General features: G+C 71.0%; 9 protein-coding genes and 1 pseudogene. 2 read left to right on the top strand and 8 right to left on the bottom strand.

Annotated features, from left to right (window positions below):
* Positions 1–2,274 precede the first annotated feature (2,274 nt).
* The 5 genes and pseudogenes from HQM25_RS17715 to HQM25_RS03000 all read right to left on the bottom strand — a co-directional run.
* A pseudogene (locus tag HQM25_RS17715) lies at positions 2,275–4,668 on the bottom strand (Ig-like domain-containing protein); the annotation flags it as partial.
* Between the two features lie 554 nt (positions 4,669–5,222).
* A complete protein-coding gene (locus tag HQM25_RS03015) occupies positions 5,223–6,356 on the bottom strand; it encodes a serine/threonine-protein kinase (protein WP_172988906.1) in 1,134 nt (377 codons plus the stop codon).
* Between the two features lie 129 nt (positions 6,357–6,485).
* The gene (locus HQM25_RS03010) at positions 6,486–7,142 is read right to left on the bottom strand and encodes a spermidine/putrescine ABC transporter substrate-binding protein (RefSeq protein ID WP_172988904.1); all 657 of its coding nucleotides are present in this window, start codon (positions 7,140–7,142) and stop codon (positions 6,486–6,488) included.
* 85 nt (positions 7,143–7,227) lie between these two features.
* Complete coding sequence (locus HQM25_RS03005; protein WP_254359526.1) at positions 7,228–7,731, bottom strand: hypothetical protein; 504 nt, start codon at positions 7,729–7,731, stop codon at positions 7,228–7,230.
* Between the two features lie 24 nt (positions 7,732–7,755).
* Positions 7,756–8,310: a hypothetical protein gene (locus tag HQM25_RS03000; RefSeq protein ID WP_254359524.1), complete on the bottom strand. Its 555-nt coding sequence runs from the start codon at positions 8,308–8,310 to the stop codon at positions 7,756–7,758.
* A 48-nt stretch (positions 8,311–8,358) separates the two neighbouring features.
* Between HQM25_RS03000 and HQM25_RS02995 the strand changes: the two genes are divergently transcribed.
* Together HQM25_RS02995 and HQM25_RS02990 are read left to right on the top strand one after the other, a co-directional pair.
* Complete coding sequence (locus HQM25_RS02995; protein WP_172988903.1) at positions 8,359–8,841, top strand: hypothetical protein; 483 nt, start codon at positions 8,359–8,361, stop codon at positions 8,839–8,841.
* 142 nt (positions 8,842–8,983) lie between these two features.
* Positions 8,984–9,589 carry a hypothetical protein gene (locus HQM25_RS02990; protein WP_172988902.1) on the top strand — a complete coding sequence of 202 codons (606 nt, stop codon included), beginning with the start codon at positions 8,984–8,986 and terminating at the stop codon, positions 9,587–9,589.
* A gap of 7 nt (positions 9,590–9,596) precedes the next feature.
* Here the strand turns inward: HQM25_RS02990 and HQM25_RS02985 are convergent, their stop codons facing one another.
* The 3 genes from HQM25_RS02985 to rpoB form a co-directional block, all read right to left on the bottom strand.
* Positions 9,597–10,211, bottom strand: coding sequence for a hypothetical protein (locus HQM25_RS02985; protein WP_172988901.1), 615 nt, complete (start codon positions 10,209–10,211; stop codon positions 9,597–9,599).
* Positions 10,212–10,322: 111 nt separating this feature from the next.
* Positions 10,323–14,195: a DNA-directed RNA polymerase subunit beta' gene (gene rpoC / locus HQM25_RS02980; protein ID WP_172988900.1), complete on the bottom strand. Its 3,873-nt coding sequence runs from the start codon at positions 14,193–14,195 to the stop codon at positions 10,323–10,325.
* A 72-nt stretch (positions 14,196–14,267) separates the two neighbouring features.
* Positions 14,268–17,762 carry a DNA-directed RNA polymerase subunit beta gene (rpoB, locus tag HQM25_RS02975; protein WP_172988899.1) on the bottom strand — a complete coding sequence of 1,165 codons (3,495 nt, stop codon included), beginning with the start codon at positions 17,760–17,762 and terminating at the stop codon, positions 14,268–14,270.
* Between the last annotated feature and the right edge of the window lie 28 nt (positions 17,763–17,790).

Below are 17,790 nucleotides of genomic sequence, written 5' to 3'. Positions count from 1 at the left end.
CTCCGGGACGACGCCGTAGCGCAGCACCGAGCCGTCGCCGCCGGAGGCGGCCGTCGCGCTGGCGAACACCGTCGAGGTCCCGTCGCCGTTGGACGCCGAGCTCAGCGTCAGCGCAGGCGTGCGCGGGGCGCCGACGCCGTTGCCCAGGGCCGTGACGGCGGCGCCCGACGCGCTGCCGGTGAGTCCCGGCGGGATCTCGAAGCGCGAGAACGGCGTGACCGTGATCGGCGTCGCGGTGTTCGCGTTGAGGCGGTAGGAGGCGACCTCCACGCGGGACTGGCCGGGCGCGACCGGCACGCGCACGCTCTCGCCGCTCGCGCTGGCGATCTCGATGCTGCCCGTCTGCGCGGCATCCACACCCGCGATCGACAGCGCGACGATGCCGCCCTCTCCGGCGGTCACCACGGGGCGCACGACCACCTCGGTCGGCGGGGGCGGCGGGTCGTAGGCCCACCCGGTCGTGCGCACCGCGGCGCGCGAGTCCCCCACCTCGTTCACCGCGAACGCCTCGTAGGTGCGCGGCTCGCCGTTGGGTGCCGCGATCGGCGGGCACACCCCGTCGGCGCCGCACTGGGCGACCACCTCGCCGTCGAAGCGCACGGCGAAGCCGGTGAGGATCGGATAGGCCTGGCGGGCCTGACCCGGATCGACCCGCAGGGTGAGCGTGCCGTCGGCGTACGCGGTCTGCACGACGCTCGCGGGGGCCCCGGGGAAGCCGAGGAGGTCGAGCACGACGCGCCCGTCGCGGTCGCCGTTGGTGCGCCGGCCCTGGGCGTCGCGCACCGAGTACGACGCGGTGCAGGTCGCGCCCGGCGTCTCCTCCGTCCACGCCGCCTCGACCGCGGTGGCCGACACGGGCTGGAAGGTGACGCCGGCGCACGCGCCGGTGGCGCGCACCTCGATGAGCTCGAGCGGGGTCCGCGGCAGCGGGTTGACCTCGCCCGGCGCGCCGACCACTTCGATGACGCACGAGCTCCCCGCGGCCTGGGAGCACTGCCGGCTGACCGACCCGCCCTGCGGCAGCGTCGACGGTGCCGCACCGACACGCAGGATCAGGCGCACGGACGCGACCCTGGGATGACTGGGGACGGCGACGGTCGCCGCCTCCTCGCTTCCGGCCACGGCCCGGTCGGCGCCGGTGACGGTGACCAGCGACCCCTCCTGCGACACGTCGAACGCCGCGCCGCCGTACTCCAGCGCGTAGCGGATGCCCTCCCAGTCCTCGCGCAGCTGCCACGTGGTCAGCTGCCTCAGGTCGTAGGTCACCGTCTCGCCCGGACCGACGGTGAGGGATGCCGCGCGCAGCGTCGGCTGCGGGTCGAGGGCGATGATCTCGATCGGCACCGACAGGACGGTCCATTCGTCCTGCCCCTCGATGCGCACCTGCACCTGGCACGCGTCGACCCACGGGTCGCCCGAGCCGGAGTCGTAGCGCACACCCGTGGCACCCTCGCGGGCGCACACCGCCTCGGTGCGGGCGCCCGAGGCCCGCACCTCGTCGCCGACCTCGAGGCGCGCGCCGCGCGGAAGGGCGACGAGGCCGGCCATGTCGAAGGAGACCGACTCCAGCTCGGTGACCCGCGGCGTCACGGCCTGCCGCTTGAGGGCGAGCTCCAGGTCGTCGTCGCCGGGCACGCGCAGGAACGCGTAGGTGGTGACCGGGCCGTCCTGCCCCTCGCCGGTGACCTCGAACGGGATGACCCGGGTGCTTTCGGGCAGCTCGCCGCGCAGCGTGCGCCCGGACGCGCTCACGCCCTCGGGGGCTCCCCACAGCGAGACCTCGAGCTCGGCGACGTCACCGCCGGCCCAGGTCGCCTTGTCGGTGAGCACATCCACGCCCCGCGGGAAGTCCTCGCGGGTCTCCACGCCCAGCTGGGTGTCGGAGACGATCGGGTAGTCCGGCACGCTCTCGCGCACCACGCGCACCACGATCATGCCGCGGCCGGTGTTGCCCGAGTCGGAGCTCACGTCGTAGAAGTACGCCCGGGTTCCGGGATCCTCCCCGGCGCCGATGACGATCGTCCCGCGGTCGGCCGAGGCGTCCACCAGCGCTGCGAGCCGTTCGTACTCGGGATTCGCGGTGCCGTCCTCGAGGGTCGCGACCGCATCCGGCCGCACGTCGTCGATGGAGAGCTCCCCGCCGGTGGGATCGATGTCGTTGGCGAGGGGACTGACCCGCACCGTGTTGCCGGCGCCGGCCTGCACCTGCACATAGTCGGTGAAGGTGACCGGGCTCGGGTTGGACTGGGCGTCGAGCACGCCGACCCGCACCGTGGCGACGCCCGTCTCGCCGAACGCGTCGACGACCTGGTACGCGAACTCCACCTGGCCGTTGAAACCCGGAACGCTCGAGTAGACGATCGCGTCGCCCTCCGCCGAGATCGAGGCGGCGCCGCTGTCGGGCTGGCGGGTGATGCGATCGAGCGTCACGACGTCGCCGTCGGGGTCCATCCCGAACCCGTCGAACTCGATCGTCGAGGTCTGTCCGCTGAGGACGCGCCCCTCCAGCGCCGACGGCGAGGGAGCGCGGTTGGCCTCCGGCGCGACCACGCGCACCCGCACCGTCGCGGAGTCGGCGAGCGAGGGCGCGCCGGTGGTGTACACCGCGTAGTCGATCGTGTACTCGCCCTCGTCGGAGGGCGCGAGGTAGCGCACGACGTCACCCGAGCCGAAGGCCAGAGCGTCCGGCGTCGACGAGGCGACGAGCGCGGGATTGAGCAGGGGGGCGCCGCCGGCCGGTGAGATGTCGTTCTCGAGCACCGGGATGTCGACCTGGGCGCCCGCGCGCACCACGACCGTGTCGTCGACGGCGATCGGCGCCAGTTCGGGAGCCGGGGGCAGCAGGTACACGGTCGCCTCGCCCTGCACGCTCGACCCCTGGTCGTCGGTGCCGTCGCTGACCGTGTAGGTCACCGTGCCCAGGCGCCCCGCGGCGGCCGTGTCGGTGGCGCCCGAGACCCGGAGGTGGCGCTGTCCCACGGCATCCACCGCGAGGCTCGCGCCCTGTTCGGCGCGCCCCGTCACGTCGCTGAGCAGCAGCACGCGCCCGGTCGGGTTGGAGACGGCCTCGAGCACGTCGAGGGTGGCGTCCTCCTTCGGGTGCACGAACACGACGAGCGGGGCGGTGGCCAGCTGCGCGGGAGCGTCCTCGGGCAGCAGCGTCACCCGCACCCCGGCGGTCGCGGTGGTCGATCCATCGGTGACGGTGTAGTCCACCCGGTACGTCCCCGGCTCCTGCGCGGACAGGTCGAATCCTGTCGTGCCCTCGACCGGGGTGACGGTCGCCGCGGCGTCGTCGAGCACGCGCACCGACTCGAGCATGACCATTCCCGCCGTGCCGGTGACGTGGGGGGCGACGTCGACGGTGACGCCCGTTCCGGCCGTCGCGGTGACCGCGAAGGACTGGGCGGCGAGGTCGGGGGCGGAGGAGACCCGCACGACGAGCTGCTGGGAACTGGCCTGCCCGGCCGTGTCGGCGACCGTCACGGTCAGATCGATGAGCTGATCCCCGGCGCTCCCGTCGTCGCTGTGCTGATAGACGACCTCCCCGGCGGGGGTCGCCGCGACGCTTCCGACGGCGCTGCTGTTGACGACCGACAGGAGGAACACCGGGTCGCCTTCGGGATCGACCCACCCGGGCAGCACCGGCACCGTCACCGTGCCGCCGGAGGCGACCTCGGGCTCGGGCCATTCGACCAGGCATCCCTCCACACCGCACCACTGCGGCGCGGAGTTCACCCCGGCGGGGGTGGCGGTGAGGGTCACGGTCGTCGGGTCGGAGACGAGACCACCCTCGGCCGTGCCGTCGGTCACGGCGTACGAGAAGGTCGCCGAACCGGAGGCTCCCGGTTCGACGTGCACCGCCAGCCGCTGGCCCTCGTCGGTGATCGACACCCGACCGAAGCCCGGGTCGAGCCCCGTCACCGAGGCCGGATCGATCGTGAGGATGTCTTCATTCGGATCGTGGTCGTTCAGCAGCACCGGAAGCGCGCTGAGCGCACCGGCGCGCACCCCGAACACGTCGGGTTCGGCGATCGGCGCCTTGGGCGCGATCTGCACCGGCAGCTGCTCCTCGCTGGGCACCGCGTCGGCGTCGAGGTCGTCATCGAGCGCCCAGTTCTGACTCGACACGACGAGCTGCCCGTCGGGCACGGTCCACACCCACCCGGAGCGGATCTCGTTGAGGATGAGCGCCCCGGATCCGACCGTGAAGACGGGGCGCAGCTGGTCGCCGATCTCCTCGCTGCCGTAGAGGAGGTCGGACGGGCCGCCCTCCGAGGTCCACAGCGTGCCGCCGCCGCCCCCCTGCCGCAGCCAGGCGGCGTGCAGGACGCCCTCGTGCGCGACCGGCTCCGCCGGCTCGCCGAGCGCCGTCGTCCCGTCGCCGATGTGGGTCTGGAAGCCGGCGCCGTCGAACCCGGTGCTCACGAGGCCCGTCTGGTCGGCGAGAAAGATCCGCTCGCCGGCGGGATCGGGGGCGCCGACGACGACGACACCGACGGTCGGCGCCGTCACCGGGGCGTCCGCCTCGTCGAGCCACACCTCGCCGTCGTCGAGGTCGACCACGGCCCAGGCGTTGCCCGCCGCAGTGATCGCCGGTGTGCTCAGCCCCTCGGCCACGAGCGTGTCGCGCGCGCGCACGGTGCCCGTCGGCACGTCGTAGCGCATCACCGACTCGTCGTCGCTCGAGTAGGCGAACAGCATGCCGCGCTCGTCGATGGCGATGGCGTCCGCGGCGTAGGCGGGGCCGTCGTCGCCGGCGACGGGGAACGGATCGAGCGGCACCGTGATGTCGGCCCCGAGCAGCCCCGCATAGACGGTGCCGGCGTCGGTGAGGTACGCGACGAAGTCGCCGGCGGTCGCGATGTCCCGGGTGCCGGACGGCGTGGTCGCCGACTCCTCGAGCGTCTGCTCGTCGAGGTCGACGGGGAAGGCGGGATCGATCTCGGTGACGCGGGCGAAGCTGTCGCTGAACAGGAACGCGCTGTCCGCGGTCTGCACCACCTGACTGGGGGCGCTGATGGCGCGCACCGTGTCGAGTTCGCCGACCGCCGTGTTCACCCGCGCGTACCGGCGGCCCTCGGCGGTCTGCAGCGCCCACACCGCCGTGTCGACCTCGGGCGTCTCCTGCGCGTCGAGCCCGGGCCAGACCACGCTGGCCACCACGACCACGGCGATCGCGGCGGCACCGGCGATCACTCCCGCAGCCGTGCGGCGCCGCATCACATCACCGCCGTGATCACGATCGTGGCGAGCACCGCCACGACCACCGCCCCGACGGCCGCGGCCGCCACCGCCCAGGGGGCGATGCGCGGGCGGCGCGGATCGGGCGCGGAGATGTCGGTGTCCTCGTCCCGCGCGAGGGCGGCGACACCGGCGCGGTCGTGCGCCGGCTTGCGCAGGGAGGTCCGCTCGATCCGCGAACGCGCGGGTCCGCGCATCTCGGTGTCGCCGAAGTCGACCGGACCCGACGCGCTCCACTCCGCCGCCGGCACCTCGAGAGGCGTCTGGGCGAGCCCGAGCTCGGCCTGCACCTCGCGCAGCGCTTCGGCGAACGCGCGCGCCGAGGGGTGGCGCCGGTCGGGGTCTCGCTGCATCGAGGTCGCCAGCACCGCCTGGAGGGAGTCGGGCACGTCGGTGCGGGCGATGTCGGTGTAACGGGCGCGGGCGATGCGGCGGCGGAGCTGCTCCTTGCCGTTCTGGCCCTTCTCGCGGCGCTCGAACGGGCTGTGCCCGGCCAGCAGCGAATACACCGTCGCCCCCAGGCTCCACACCTCGCTCGCGATGCTGCCGGAGGTCTGCTCGGCGACCACCTCGGGGGCGCTCCACGGCACCGACATCGCCAGCACCTCCCCCGCGCTGTGGCGCAGCAGCGACGAGGAGATGCCGAAGTCGGCGAGCACGGGGGTGCCGAAGGTGGTGATGAGGATGTTGCTCGGCTTCACGTCGCGGTGCACGAGACCCGCGCCGTGCGCGCTCTCCAGGGCGCTGGCCATGCGCACGCCGATGGTGAGCACCTCCTCGACCGGGATCCGCTCGATGCGATAGCGCTGCGCGAGCGATCCCGGGCAGTACTCCATGACGATGTAGGGGCGACCGTCGGCGGAGATGCCGGCCTGGTAGACGGTGACGATCGCCGGATGCGCCGACAGGTGCGCGAGCACGTCGGCCTCGGCGTTGAACATGCGCCGCAGTTCCGGATCCCCGACGTCGCTCGGGAGCACCTTCACGGCGACGTTGCGCCGGGGCATGTCCTGCTCGTACAGGAAGACATCCGCGAAGCCGCCCGAGCCGAGGGGGCGGATATAGGCCAGCCCGGGAAGGATGGGCGGGGTTGAGGGCAGTCGCGCGGCCACCTGTCCTCCCCTCGGGTCCTTCCGCCGAGAGCGGCGGCGCGGACAGACCACGCCCGCGGCGGGGCTATCCTAACAAGCGCGGGCACCGCGCCGATGCCCACGGGGACACGGCTCGGTAACGGGCCGCGTTCAGTCGCCGAGCGGCTCGTTCGGGTCGAACGGCGCATCGAGCGAGCGGGTCAGCTCCTCGAGCATCGCCGCGATCTGCGGCTCGACGTAGGTGGCGATGGCCGCCTGGATGCGCAGGCGATGGTGCAGAAGGATCGCGCAGACCTCGCGGCCCACCATGTTGGCGTAGTCGTCGGCGAGCCCCACCTCCTGCCTCAGCGCCGCCTTCGCCTCTTCGCTGAGCGGGGGAAGGGCCGGCACTCCTGCCTCCGCCTCCTCCGCGAGGCCCGAGATCGTGAACAGGAACGGCGCGCCCGGAACCGGCTCGGGATCCAGCGGCAGGCCCTCGAACTCGGGGTCCAGTCCTTCGGCGGGCCGGTAGCTGCGGGCTCGGTTGCGCGCGGCCTGGTGGTCGAGCTCGGTCTGGAGCATCGGCAGGTTCACCGCGGTGTAGTCCGCCACCGCGCGGTCGACGATCGTCTTCATCCGCGTGGAAAGACCGTGCTGCACGCCGTGCGGTACATCGGAGCCGAGACCGGCAGCCGACAGCACGGGCGAGCCGAAGCAGCGGCGGCACGGGGCGACGCGGCCGCGGTGCGTGGAGGGCTCCCACCGGGGCAACCACGCCAGCCAGGCATCCACCGCCTGGCTGACCTGGGTCTCGACCGACCGCTCCACCTCTCCACGGTAGCGCCGCAGGTGCACGTCTGTCCGGACATTCCCCCGATACATCGAGGATTCCGAGTGGATGCCGCGCCCGCCGCTACTGGTCGAACTCGTCCTCCCACGGCCAGCGCGGGCGGCGCGCGCGGGTGCGCACCAGTGCGATGCCGCCCCAGCCTGCCACCAGCCCCGCCCCGGCGAGCACCAGGGCGAACCCGGAGGTGGCGAACCCCGCCGCAGCCGCCCCGGCCCGCGCCAGGTCGGCGCCGCCCGCGACGGCGGCCACCCACAGGCCGATCACATAGGCGAGGAAGCCGGCGAGGGCCGTGATCGCCGACCCTCCGTACGACGGCTGCGGGCGGCGCACGATCGGCCACAGCGACCCGGCGAAGGCGATCGTGGCCGCCGTGGTGGCCACGATCCCGGGCACCTGGCCGAGCCCGGGCACAGCGATGACATCGACATCGGCGGCCAGGCTCAGCATCCCGAACCCGAAGATCACCAGCGTGACGAAGGAGATCGTCGCGAGCGCGAGCGCCACGCCCGGTCGCACCGGGCCTCCCCCGGCGTCCGTCGAGCCGGGGTCTCCGGGTTCCGAGCTCACCCTCGCACCTGTGCCGACCGGACTCTACTGACGGTACAGCTGCGGTCCCGCCTCGAGCGTGCGCTCGTACTCGCGCTGAGCCTCGAGGTTCAGCTCGGTGACGCGCTTGCCGCGCGCGGCGGCCCAGGCGCCGAACCAGATGGTGAGCTCGCGGGCGAAGAAGAACGCGGCGATCGCCAGCGGCGCCAGCAGCTGGCTCTCCACCAGCTCCGCTCCCTGCGAGGCCGTGAGGGTCCAGAACGGCGCCTGGAACAGCTGCCCCAGCAGGTGGCCGCCGTACGCCGCGGCGCCGACCAGCACGCCGAGGATCACCCACGCGCCCCAGCGGCCGCGGTTGATGATGGCCCCCAGCAGCCAGAACGCGAGGAAGAACACCACGACGGGCACCCACAGCGCCCACGTGGCCAGCGCCTCGAGCGCCGCGGTGCCGACGTCACCCGCGGTGACGTCGCCGTCGATCGCGCCGACGGCGAGCCACGTCGCGAGGTAGAGCACCGCGAACGCCAGCGCCGCGAGCAGGCCGATAGCCCCGGCCGCGGCGCGGTTGCCGCGCGGACGCGGCGCCTCGGGCGCCTGCACGAAGATCGGCTGCCCGCCGAACGGGGCCTCGGCCGCCGGTTCGCTGGGGTGAGGGTCGGTGCGGCCGCGGCGGCCGCACCGGCGCCGGCGGCGCCGTACGCGACGGTGGGCGCGTCGTCGGTCTGCGCGGCGGGCGGCGTCGTCGTGACCTCGGCCTCCGGTGCGGCCTCCGACTCGGCGGGGGTCGTGGGCGCGGTGGATGCCGCGGGTTCGCGGTACGCGGGATCGGTGAAGACGGGATCGTCGAAGTCCGCCTCGTCGACGGCGGGCTCGGCCTCTGCGGGGGCGTCCTCCGCGGAGGCGGCCTCCGGCGCCGGCGCCGGCTCGTCCGCGGGCGCGGGCTCCTCCGCGGGCGCCGATTCGTCCGCCGGGGCGGAAGCAGATGTGTCGGCCGGAGCGGTCTGCGCGGCCGGAGCGGCGGCGGGCTCGCCGACCGCATCGCGACCGGCGGCCTCGGCGTCGGCGAGTCCCTCGTTGGCGCGGCCCACCACGTCGTCCGTCTCGCGGGGCTCGTCGACGGGGTCGCCGTAAGTCGACTTGGGGTCACTCATCGGAATGCGCTCCTCACGCAGGGGCGGCCCCCCGCACTGGCGAGGGTAACCCGAGCGTCCGCGCACACCGCGCAGGCGTGCCGAGGCGCGCCGAGGTGTGCGGCGCGGGCTACGGTGTCGTCATGCGTTACCGACCCGCACGCGCGACGCGGCGCGCGGCATCCCTCCTCCTCCCGCTCGTCGTCGCGCTGGGTGCGCTGTCGGCGTGCGCGCCCGACGCCGAGACCGCGCCGCCGTCGGCCTCGGCGACGCCCGAGAGCACGCCGGAGCCGATCGCCACCCGCAGCGCCGATCCGTCGGCGACGCCGGTCGCGGCGCGCATTCCGACCGACTGCCGCGCGATCCTCACCGACGACGTGCTCGCGCAGCTGGAGGAGGTGCCCCTCAACGACCCCGCGTTCGGGGAGTCGGGGGCGCTCGCGGACGGCAGTCTCGTGTGCGTGTGGGCGGACCCCGCCGCAGACACGACGGGGCTGACCACCACGATCAGCCGCATGTCCCGCGGCCCGGCGCTCGACCTCATGAACGACCTCGCCGACGAAGAGGACTTCACCTGCTACACCCCCGACGACGGCACGCGCTGCGAGAAGACGTGGGAGAACGAGACGTACCCTGTCACCGACGGGCGCACCCTGTTCTGGCGCGACGACATCCTCATCGACACGCAGTACTCGAACCTCGCGCCCACCGGCTACACGTCGGCCGTGATCGCGTCGATCTTCGGCTAGCCGCGGTTCATCCCCACAGGGTCTTCTCCAAGCGGGCGGTGTAATCCTCCGGCATCCACGCGGTCCCGACGTTCGCGAGCCACAGGTCGTCGCGGAACACGTGCTCCTCAGCCGCGCGCCCGCGCTCGCGCCCGCACCGGAGGGCCTCCCCGTCGGCCGCGCACGCGAACCCGTCGGCGCGCAGGGCGGCCTCCGCGATCGGACGCGCGTCCGCGTCCACCCGCGCCAGGGTCGTGATGACCGAGCCGGGCTCGGTGCGCACCCACGCGCACGTGACGATCACTTCCGGAGCGAGCGCGTCGACGAGCGCGGCCTCGACCGTCGCCGGCGGCGCCGCATTCTGGGTGAGCAGGATGCCGGGGGTCCACAGCAGCTCGGACCACAGGCCGTCGGGGTAGAGGCTGCGGCAGTCGATCGCGCCGTCGTCGATCGCCTGCACGGCCGGCTGCACCTCGGTCTCGCGCTGCGCCCGCTCGGTCGCCCCCCGCAGAGTGTCGCCGGCCCACGTGATGACGACGGGAACCATCGGCACGGCGAGCCACACCAGAGCCCCGACCACGGCGAAGCACAGCAGGGTCGCGGGAACCGCGATCCACACACTGCGTCCGCCCGTACGCGCCATCGGAGCCTCCCCGACAACGGTACGTCGCCGTCGACGGATGCCGCGGCGCGGCACCCCGGGAACGCCGAAGGGGCCCCGGCGCGATGCCGGGACCCCTTCAGGTGACGGATGTCAGTTGTACTCCGTGCCGAACGTGTCGGTGGTGAAGCTGTCGAAGTCGACGTAGCTCAGGTCGGCGTCGCTGTACGCGCCGTCCGAGGCGAAGATGCGGTTGGGGTACCGCTCGCTCTTGGCCTCCTCCGTCGCCTCGACCGTGACGTTCCGGTACTTGGTGAGTCCGGTTCCGGCGGGGATGAGCTTTCCGATGATGACGTTCTCCTTGAGGCCGACGAGCGGGTCGCTCTTGCCCTCCATGGCCGCCTGCGTGAGAACGCGGGTGGTCTCCTGGAACGACGCGGCCGACAGCCACGACTCCGTCGCGAGCGACGCCTTCGTGATACCCATCAGCTCCGGACGGCCCGACGCGGGGCGCTTGCCCTCGGCCACGGCCTCGCGGTTGATCGCCTGGTAGCGCTTGAGGTCGACGAGCTCACCCGGAAGCAGCGTGGTGTCAGCGTGGTCGACCACGGTGACCTTGCGCAGCATCTGACGCACGATGACCTCGATGTGCTTGTCGTGGATCGGCACACCCTGCGAGCGGTACACGCCCTGCACGCCGCCGACGAGGTACTTCTGCACCTCGCGGGCACCCTGCACGCGCATGACCTCCTTGGGGTCGAGCGTGCCGACCTGGAGAGGCTGGCCCACCTCGACGTGCTGGCCGTCCTCGACCAGCAGCGTCGCGCGCTTGAGCACGGGGTAGACGTGCGGCTCGTCGCCGTTGTCGGGCGTGAGGATGACCTTCTTCGACTTGTCGGTCTCTTCGATCGTGATGCGGCCATCGGCCTCGGCGATCGGCGACGCGCCCTTGGGGGTGCGGGCCTCGAAGAGCTCCTGCACGCGGGGAAGACCCTGCGTGATGTCGTCGGCCGACGCCGAACCACCGGTGTGGAAGGTGCGCATCGTCAGCTGCGTGCCGGGCTCACCGATCGACTGGGCGGCGATGATGCCCACGGCCTCGCCGATGTCGACGATCTTGCCGGTCGCGAGCGAACGGCCGTAGCACTTCGCGCAGACGCCGACGGCCGAGTCGCACGTGAGCACCGAGCGGACCTTGATGGTCTCGATGCCCACCTCGACGAGGCGGTCGATGAGCACGTCGCCCACGTCGTCGCCGGCCTCGGCGACCACGGTGCCCGCGGCATCCACCACATCGGCGGCCAGCGTACGGGCGAACACCGAGTTCTCGACGTTGTCGTCGCGACGCAGGGTGCCGTCGGCGCCCGGCGCGGCGATGGTGAACTCGAGGCCCTTGGTCGTGGCGCAGTCCTCCTCGCGGATGATGACATCCTGCGAGACGTCCACCAGGCGTCGGGTCAGGTAGCCCGAGTCGGCGGTACGGAGGGCCGTGTCGGCCAGACCCTTTCGGGCACCGTGCGTCGCGATGAAGTACTCCGCCACCGACAGACCCTCGCGGTACGAGGAGATGATCGGACGGGGGATGATCTCACCCTTCGGGTTGTTCACCAGGCCTCGCATACCCGCGATGTTGCGGATCTGCAGCCAGTTACCACGGGCGCCCGACGAGACCATGCGGTTGATGGTGTTGTCGGCCGGGAAGTGGTCGCGCATCGCCTTCTGGACCTCGTCGGTGGCCTCGGTCCAGATCTTGATGAGCTCCTGACGACGCTCGGCGTCGGTGGTGAGACCCTTCTCGAACTGCGCCTGGGCCTTCGCCGCGGCCTTCTCGTGCTTGGCGACGATCTCCTTCTTGCTCGGCGGCGTGAGGATGTCGCTCAGCGCCACCGTGACACCCGAGCGGGTGGCCCAGTAGAAGCCGGCGTCCTTGATGCGGTCGAGCGAAGCGGCGACCTCCACCTTCGGGTACTCCTCGGCGAGCTTGTTGACGATCTGCGACAGCTTGCCCTTGTCTGCCTGCTCGCGCACGAACGGGTAGCCCTTGGGAAGGGTGTCGTTGAAGATCGCCTGGCCGAGCGAGGCATCCAGCAGACCGTGGCGCTCGTAGCCCTCCGGAGCCTCACCCTCGAGGAAGGTGAGACCGGGGACGCGGATGCGGACCTTGGCCTGCAGGTCGAGGGTGCCCTCGTCCTTGGCGAGGATCGCCTCCGAGACCGAGCCGAACACGCGACCCTCGCCGACGGCGCCCTCCTTGACCGTGGTCAGGTGGTGGAGGCCGATGATCATGTCCTGCGAGGGCAGGGTCACCGGACGGCCGTCCGACGGCTTCAGGATGTTGTTCGACGCCAGCATCAGGATGCGGGCCTCGGCCTGGGCCTCGACCGACAGCGGCAGGTGCACGGCCATCTGGTCACCGTCGAAGTCCGCGTTGAAGGCGGCGCACACGAGCGGGTGCAGCTGGATGGCCTTGCCCTCGACGAGCTGCGGCTCGAAGGCCTGGATGCCGAGGCGGTGCAGCGTGGGCGCGCGGTTGAGGAGCACCGGACGCTCGCGGATGATCTCCTCGAGCACGTCCCACACCTCGGGGCGGGTGCGCTCGACGGCGCGCTTGGCCGCCTTGATGTTCTGCGAGTGACCGAGGTCGATCAGACGCTTGATCACGAACGGCTTGAACAGCTCGAGCGCCATCTGCTTGGGCAGACCGCACTGGTGGAGCTTGAGCTGCGGGCCCACGATGATGACCGAACGGCCCGAGTAGTCCACGCGCTTTCCGAGCAGGTTCTGGCGGAACCGACCCTGCTTTCCCTTCAGCATGTCGCTGAGGGACTTCAGGGCGCGGTTGCCGGTGCCCGTGACGGGACGACCGCGGCGGCCGTTGTCGAACAGCGCGTCGACGGCCTCCTGCAGCATGCGCTTCTCGTTGTTGACGATGATCTCGGGGGCGCCGAGGTCGATCAGGCGACGGAGGCGGTTGTTGCGGTTGATGACGCGGCGGTACAGGTCGTTGAGGTCGGAGGTCGCGAAGCGGCCACCGTCGAGCTGCACCATCGGACGCAGCTCCGGCGGGATCACCGGAACGACGTCGAGCACCATCGCGGCCGGGCTCATGCCCGTCTGCAGGAACGAGTTGACGACCTTCAGGCGCTTGATCGCGCGGATCTTGCGCTGGCCCTTGCCCTCGGCGATCTGCAGGTGCAGGCTCTCGGCCTCGGCGGCCAGGTCGAACGCGGCCAGGCGGCGCTGGATCGACTCGGCGCCCATGTAGGCCTCGAAGTACTGTCCGAAGCGGTCCTGGAGCTCGTGGAAGATCTCGTCCTCGCCCTTCAGGGCGCCCACCTCGAGGGTGCGGAAGTCCTCCCACACGCGCTCGAGCTTGGCGATGGAGTCGTCCGCGTTCTTGCGGATCTGCGCCATCTCCTTCTCGGCGGCGTCCTTGACCTTCTTCTTCTGGTCGGCCTTGGCACCCTCCTCCTCGAGCGCCGCGAGCTCCTCCTCCAGCTTCTGGAGGCGGGTCGCGATGCGCGAGTCACGCCGGTCCGCGAGCGTCTTCAGCTCGAGGCGGATGTTGTTCTCCTGCGTCGCGAGGTCGCGGTGGCGGGCATCCTCGTCGACCGAGATGACCATGTACGCGGCGAAGTAGATGACCTTCTCGAGGTCCTTCGGCGCCATGTCGAGCAGGTACCCGAGGCGCGAGGGCACGCCCTTGAAGTACCAGATGTGGGTGACGGGCGCCGCCAGCTCGATGTGGCCCATGCGCTCGCGGCGGACGGAGGACTTGGTGACCTCCACGCCGCAGCGCTCGCACACGATGCCCTTGAAGCGGACGCGCTTGTACTTTCCGCAGGCGCACTCCCAGTCGCGGGAGGGCCCGAAGATCTGCTCGCCGAAGAGGCCGTCCTTCTCGGGCTTGAGCGTGCGGTAGTTGATGGTCTCGGGCTTCTTGACCTCGCCGTAGGACCAACGGCGGATGTCGTCGGCGGTCGCAAGGCCGATGCGAAGCTCATCGAAGGTTGTTGCGTCGAGCACTAGTTCTCCTGTGTTCTAAAACTTTTGATTCAGCCGGTGATCGAGTAGCCCGCGCGGCGGGCGTATCGAGATTCAGATCTCGTCGATCGACGACGACTCGAACCGGGTGGAGATGTTGATGCCGAGCTCCTCCGCTGCGCGGAAGGCGTCGTCATCGGTGTCGCGGAGGTTCACCGCCGTGCCGTCGGCCGAGAGCACCTCGACGTTCAGGCAGAGCGACTGCATCTCCTTCATGAGGACCTTGAACGACTCGGGGATGCCGGGCTCCTGGATGTTCTCGCCCTTGACGATCGCCTCGTAGACCTTGACGCGGCCGAGGATGTCGTCGGACTTGATCGTGAGGAGCTCCTGGAGCGCGTACGCGGCGCCGTAGGCCTCGAGGGCCCACACCTCCATCTCACCGAAGCGCTGGCCGCCGAACTGCGCCTTACCACCGAGCGGCTGCTGGGTGATCATCGAGTAGGGACCCGTCGAGCGCGCGTGGATCTTGTCGTCCACGAGGTGGTGCAGCTTCAGGATGTACATGTAGCCGACCGAGATCGGTGCCGGGAACGGCTCGCCGGAGCGGCCGTCGTACAGGCGCGTCTTGCCGCTCGAGTCGATGAGGCGCTCACCGTCGCGGGTGGGCAGCGTCGAGTCGAGCAGACCCGCGATCTCCTCCTCGAAGGCACCGTCGAACACCGGGGTGGCGACCTTCGTGCCGGGCGCGGCCTCCCGGGCGCCCTCGGGCAGGCGCACGGCCCACTCGGGGTTGCCCTCGACCTTCCAGCCCTGCTTGGCGACCCAGCCGAGGTGGGTCTCGAGCACCTGGCCGAAGTTCATTCGACCCGGGATGCCGAGCGGGTTGAGGATCACGTCGACCGGCGTGCCGTCGGCGAGGAAGGGCATGTCCTCGACGGGGAGGATCTTCGCGATGACGCCCTTGTTGCCGTGGCGGCCGGCGAGCTTGTCGCCCTCGGTGATCTTGCGCTTCTGGGCGATGTAGACCACGACGCGGCGGTTGACGCCCGAGCCGAGCTCGTCGTCGCCGTCCTCGGCGTTGAACTCCTTGACGGCGATGATCGTGCCCTGCTCGCCGTGGGGGACCTTCAGCGACGTGTCGCGGACCTCGCGGCTCTTCTCGTTGAAGATCGCGCGCAGCAGTCGCTCCTCGGCCGACAGCTCGGTCTCGCCCTTGGGCGTGACCTTGCCGACGAGGATGTCGCCGGGACGCACCTCGGCGCCGATGCGGATGATGCCGCGCTCGTCGAGGTCCTTCAGCAGGTCGGGGCTGACGTTGGGGAGGTCGCGGGTGATCTCCTCCTTGCCGAGCTTGGTGTCACGGGCGTCGACCTCGTACTCCTCGATGTGGATCGATGAGAGGGTGTCGTCCTTGACGAGGTCCTGGCTGAGGATGATGGCGTCCTCGAAGTTGTGGCCCTCCCACGTCATGAACGCGACGAGGAGGTTTTTGCCGAGCGCGAGCTCGCCGTCCTCCGTCGCCGGGCCGTCGGCGATGACCTCGCCGGCCTCGATGCGCTCGCCCGCCGAGACGATGACGCGCTGGTTGTACGACGTGCCCTGGTTGGAGCGGTCGAACTTGCGCAGGAAGTAGTCCTGCGTGCCGCCCTCGTCGAGCTGGATGGTCACGACGTCGGCCGAGACCTCGAGCACGACGCCCGACTTCTCGGCGGTGACGACGTCACCGGCGTCGATCGCGGCGTAGCCCTCCATACCGGTGCCGACCACGGGCGACTCGCTGCGCAGCAGCGGCACCGCCTGACGCTGCATGTTCGCACCCATGAGGGCGCGGTTGGCGTCGTCGTGCTCGAGGAACGGGATGAGCGAGGTCGCCACCGACACCATCTGGCGCGGCGAGACGTCCATGTAGCCGATCTCGTCGGCGGGGAACAGGTCGACTTCGCCACCCTGGCCGCGACGGGCCAGCACGCGGTCCTGCGCGAACGAGCCGTCGGCCTTGAGCTCCACACCGGCCTGGGCGACGATGTAGTCGCTCTCCTCGGAGGCGGTGAGGTAGTCGATCTGGTCGGTGACCTTGCCGGCGACGACCTTGCGGTACGGCGTCTCGATGAAGCCGAACGAGTTGATCCGGGCGAACGACGCGAGCGAGCCGATCAGACCGATGTTCGGGCCTTCCGGCGTCTCGATCGGGCACATGCGGCCGTAGTGCGACGGGTGCACGTCACGGACCTCGACGCCGGCGCGCTCACGCGACAGACCGCCGGGGCCGAGCGCCGAGAGGCGGCGCTTGTGGGTCAGGCCCGCGAGCGGGTTGTTCTGGTCCATGAACTGCGACAGCTGCGAGGTTCCGAAGAACTCCTTGATCGCGGCGACGACGGGGCGCACGTTGATCAGGGTCTGCGGCGTGATCGCCTCGATGTCCTGGGTGGTCATGCGCTCGCGGACGACGCGCTCCATGCGCGACAGACCGGTGCGGACCTGGTTCTGGATGAGCTCGCCCACCGCGCGGATGCGACGGTTGCCGAAGTTGTCGATGTCGTCGACGTCGAGACGGATCTCGACGGTCTCGCCGCCGCGCACACCCTCGAAGGTGACGTCGCCGCGGTGGAGGCGGACCAGGTACTTGATCGTCGCGACGATGTCTTCGACCGTGAGGACCGACTCGCTGAGCTGGGCGTCGAGGCCGAGCTTGCGGTTGATCTTGTAGCGGCCGACCTTGGCGAGGTCGTAGCGCTTCGGGTTGAAGTAGAAGTTGTCCAGCAGCGCGCGGGCGGCCTCGGCGGCGACCTGCTCGCCCGGACGGAGCTTGCGGTAGATGTCGCGGAGGGCGTCTTCCTTGGTGAGGATCGTGTCCTTGGACAGCGTCTCCTCGATCGACTCGAAGCCGGCGAACTCGTTGAGGATGTCCTCCGAGCTCAGGCCCAGGGCCTTGAGGAAGACGGTGACCGACTGCTTGCGCTTGCGGTCGATGCGCACGCCGACCTGGTCGCGCTTGTCGATCTCGAACTCGAGCCACGCACCGCGGCTGGGGATGACGCGCGCCGACACGATGTCCTTGTCGGAGGTCTTGTCGGGGGTCTTGTCGAAGTAGACGCCAGGCGAACGGACGAGCTGCGACACGACGACGCGCTCGGTGCCGTTGATGATGAACGTGCCCTTGTCGGTCTGGAGCGGGAAGTCGCCCATGAAGACCGTCTGGGTCTTGATCTCACCGGTCTGGTGGTTCATGAACTCGGCCTCGACGTAGAGCGGGGCGGCGTACGTCTTGCCGCGCTCCTTGCACTCCTCGATGGAGTACTTCTCGGGCTCGAGGTAGGGGTTCGTGAACGAGAGCTGCATCGTCTCGCTCAGGTCCTCGATGGGAGAGATCTCCTCGAAGATCTCCTCGAGGCCGGAGACCGTCGACACGTCGGTGCGGCCGGTGGCCTGCGCCTCGGCGACACGGGCCTTCCAGGTGTCGTTGCCGACGAGCCAATCGAAGGACTCGGTCTGCAGCGCCAGCAGGTCGGGGACCGTGAGCGTGTCGGAGATCTTGGCGAACGAGAGGCGGGAAGCTCCGCGTCCGTTCTTGGGGGTGGTGGTGGATGCGTTGAGCGCAGCAGCCAAGGGGATTACCTCCGTGGGCCCGTGTGGG

This window comes from Microbacterium hominis (genome assembly GCF_013282805.1).
In the GTDB taxonomy this organism is placed as follows: Bacteria; Actinomycetota; Actinomycetes; order Actinomycetales; family Microbacteriaceae; genus Microbacterium; species Microbacterium hominis_B.
This window is presented reverse-complemented; position numbering and strand designations above follow the sequence as displayed.

Coding starts and splice junctions, on each gene's coding strand:
- HQM25_RS02990 (WP_172988902.1), top strand. CDS start 8,984: ATGCGTTACCGACCCGCACGCGCGACGCGGCGCGCGGCATCCCTCCTC.
- HQM25_RS02985 (WP_172988901.1), bottom strand. CDS start 10,211: ATGGCGCGTACGGGCGGACGCAGTGTGTGGATCGCGGTTCCCGCGACC.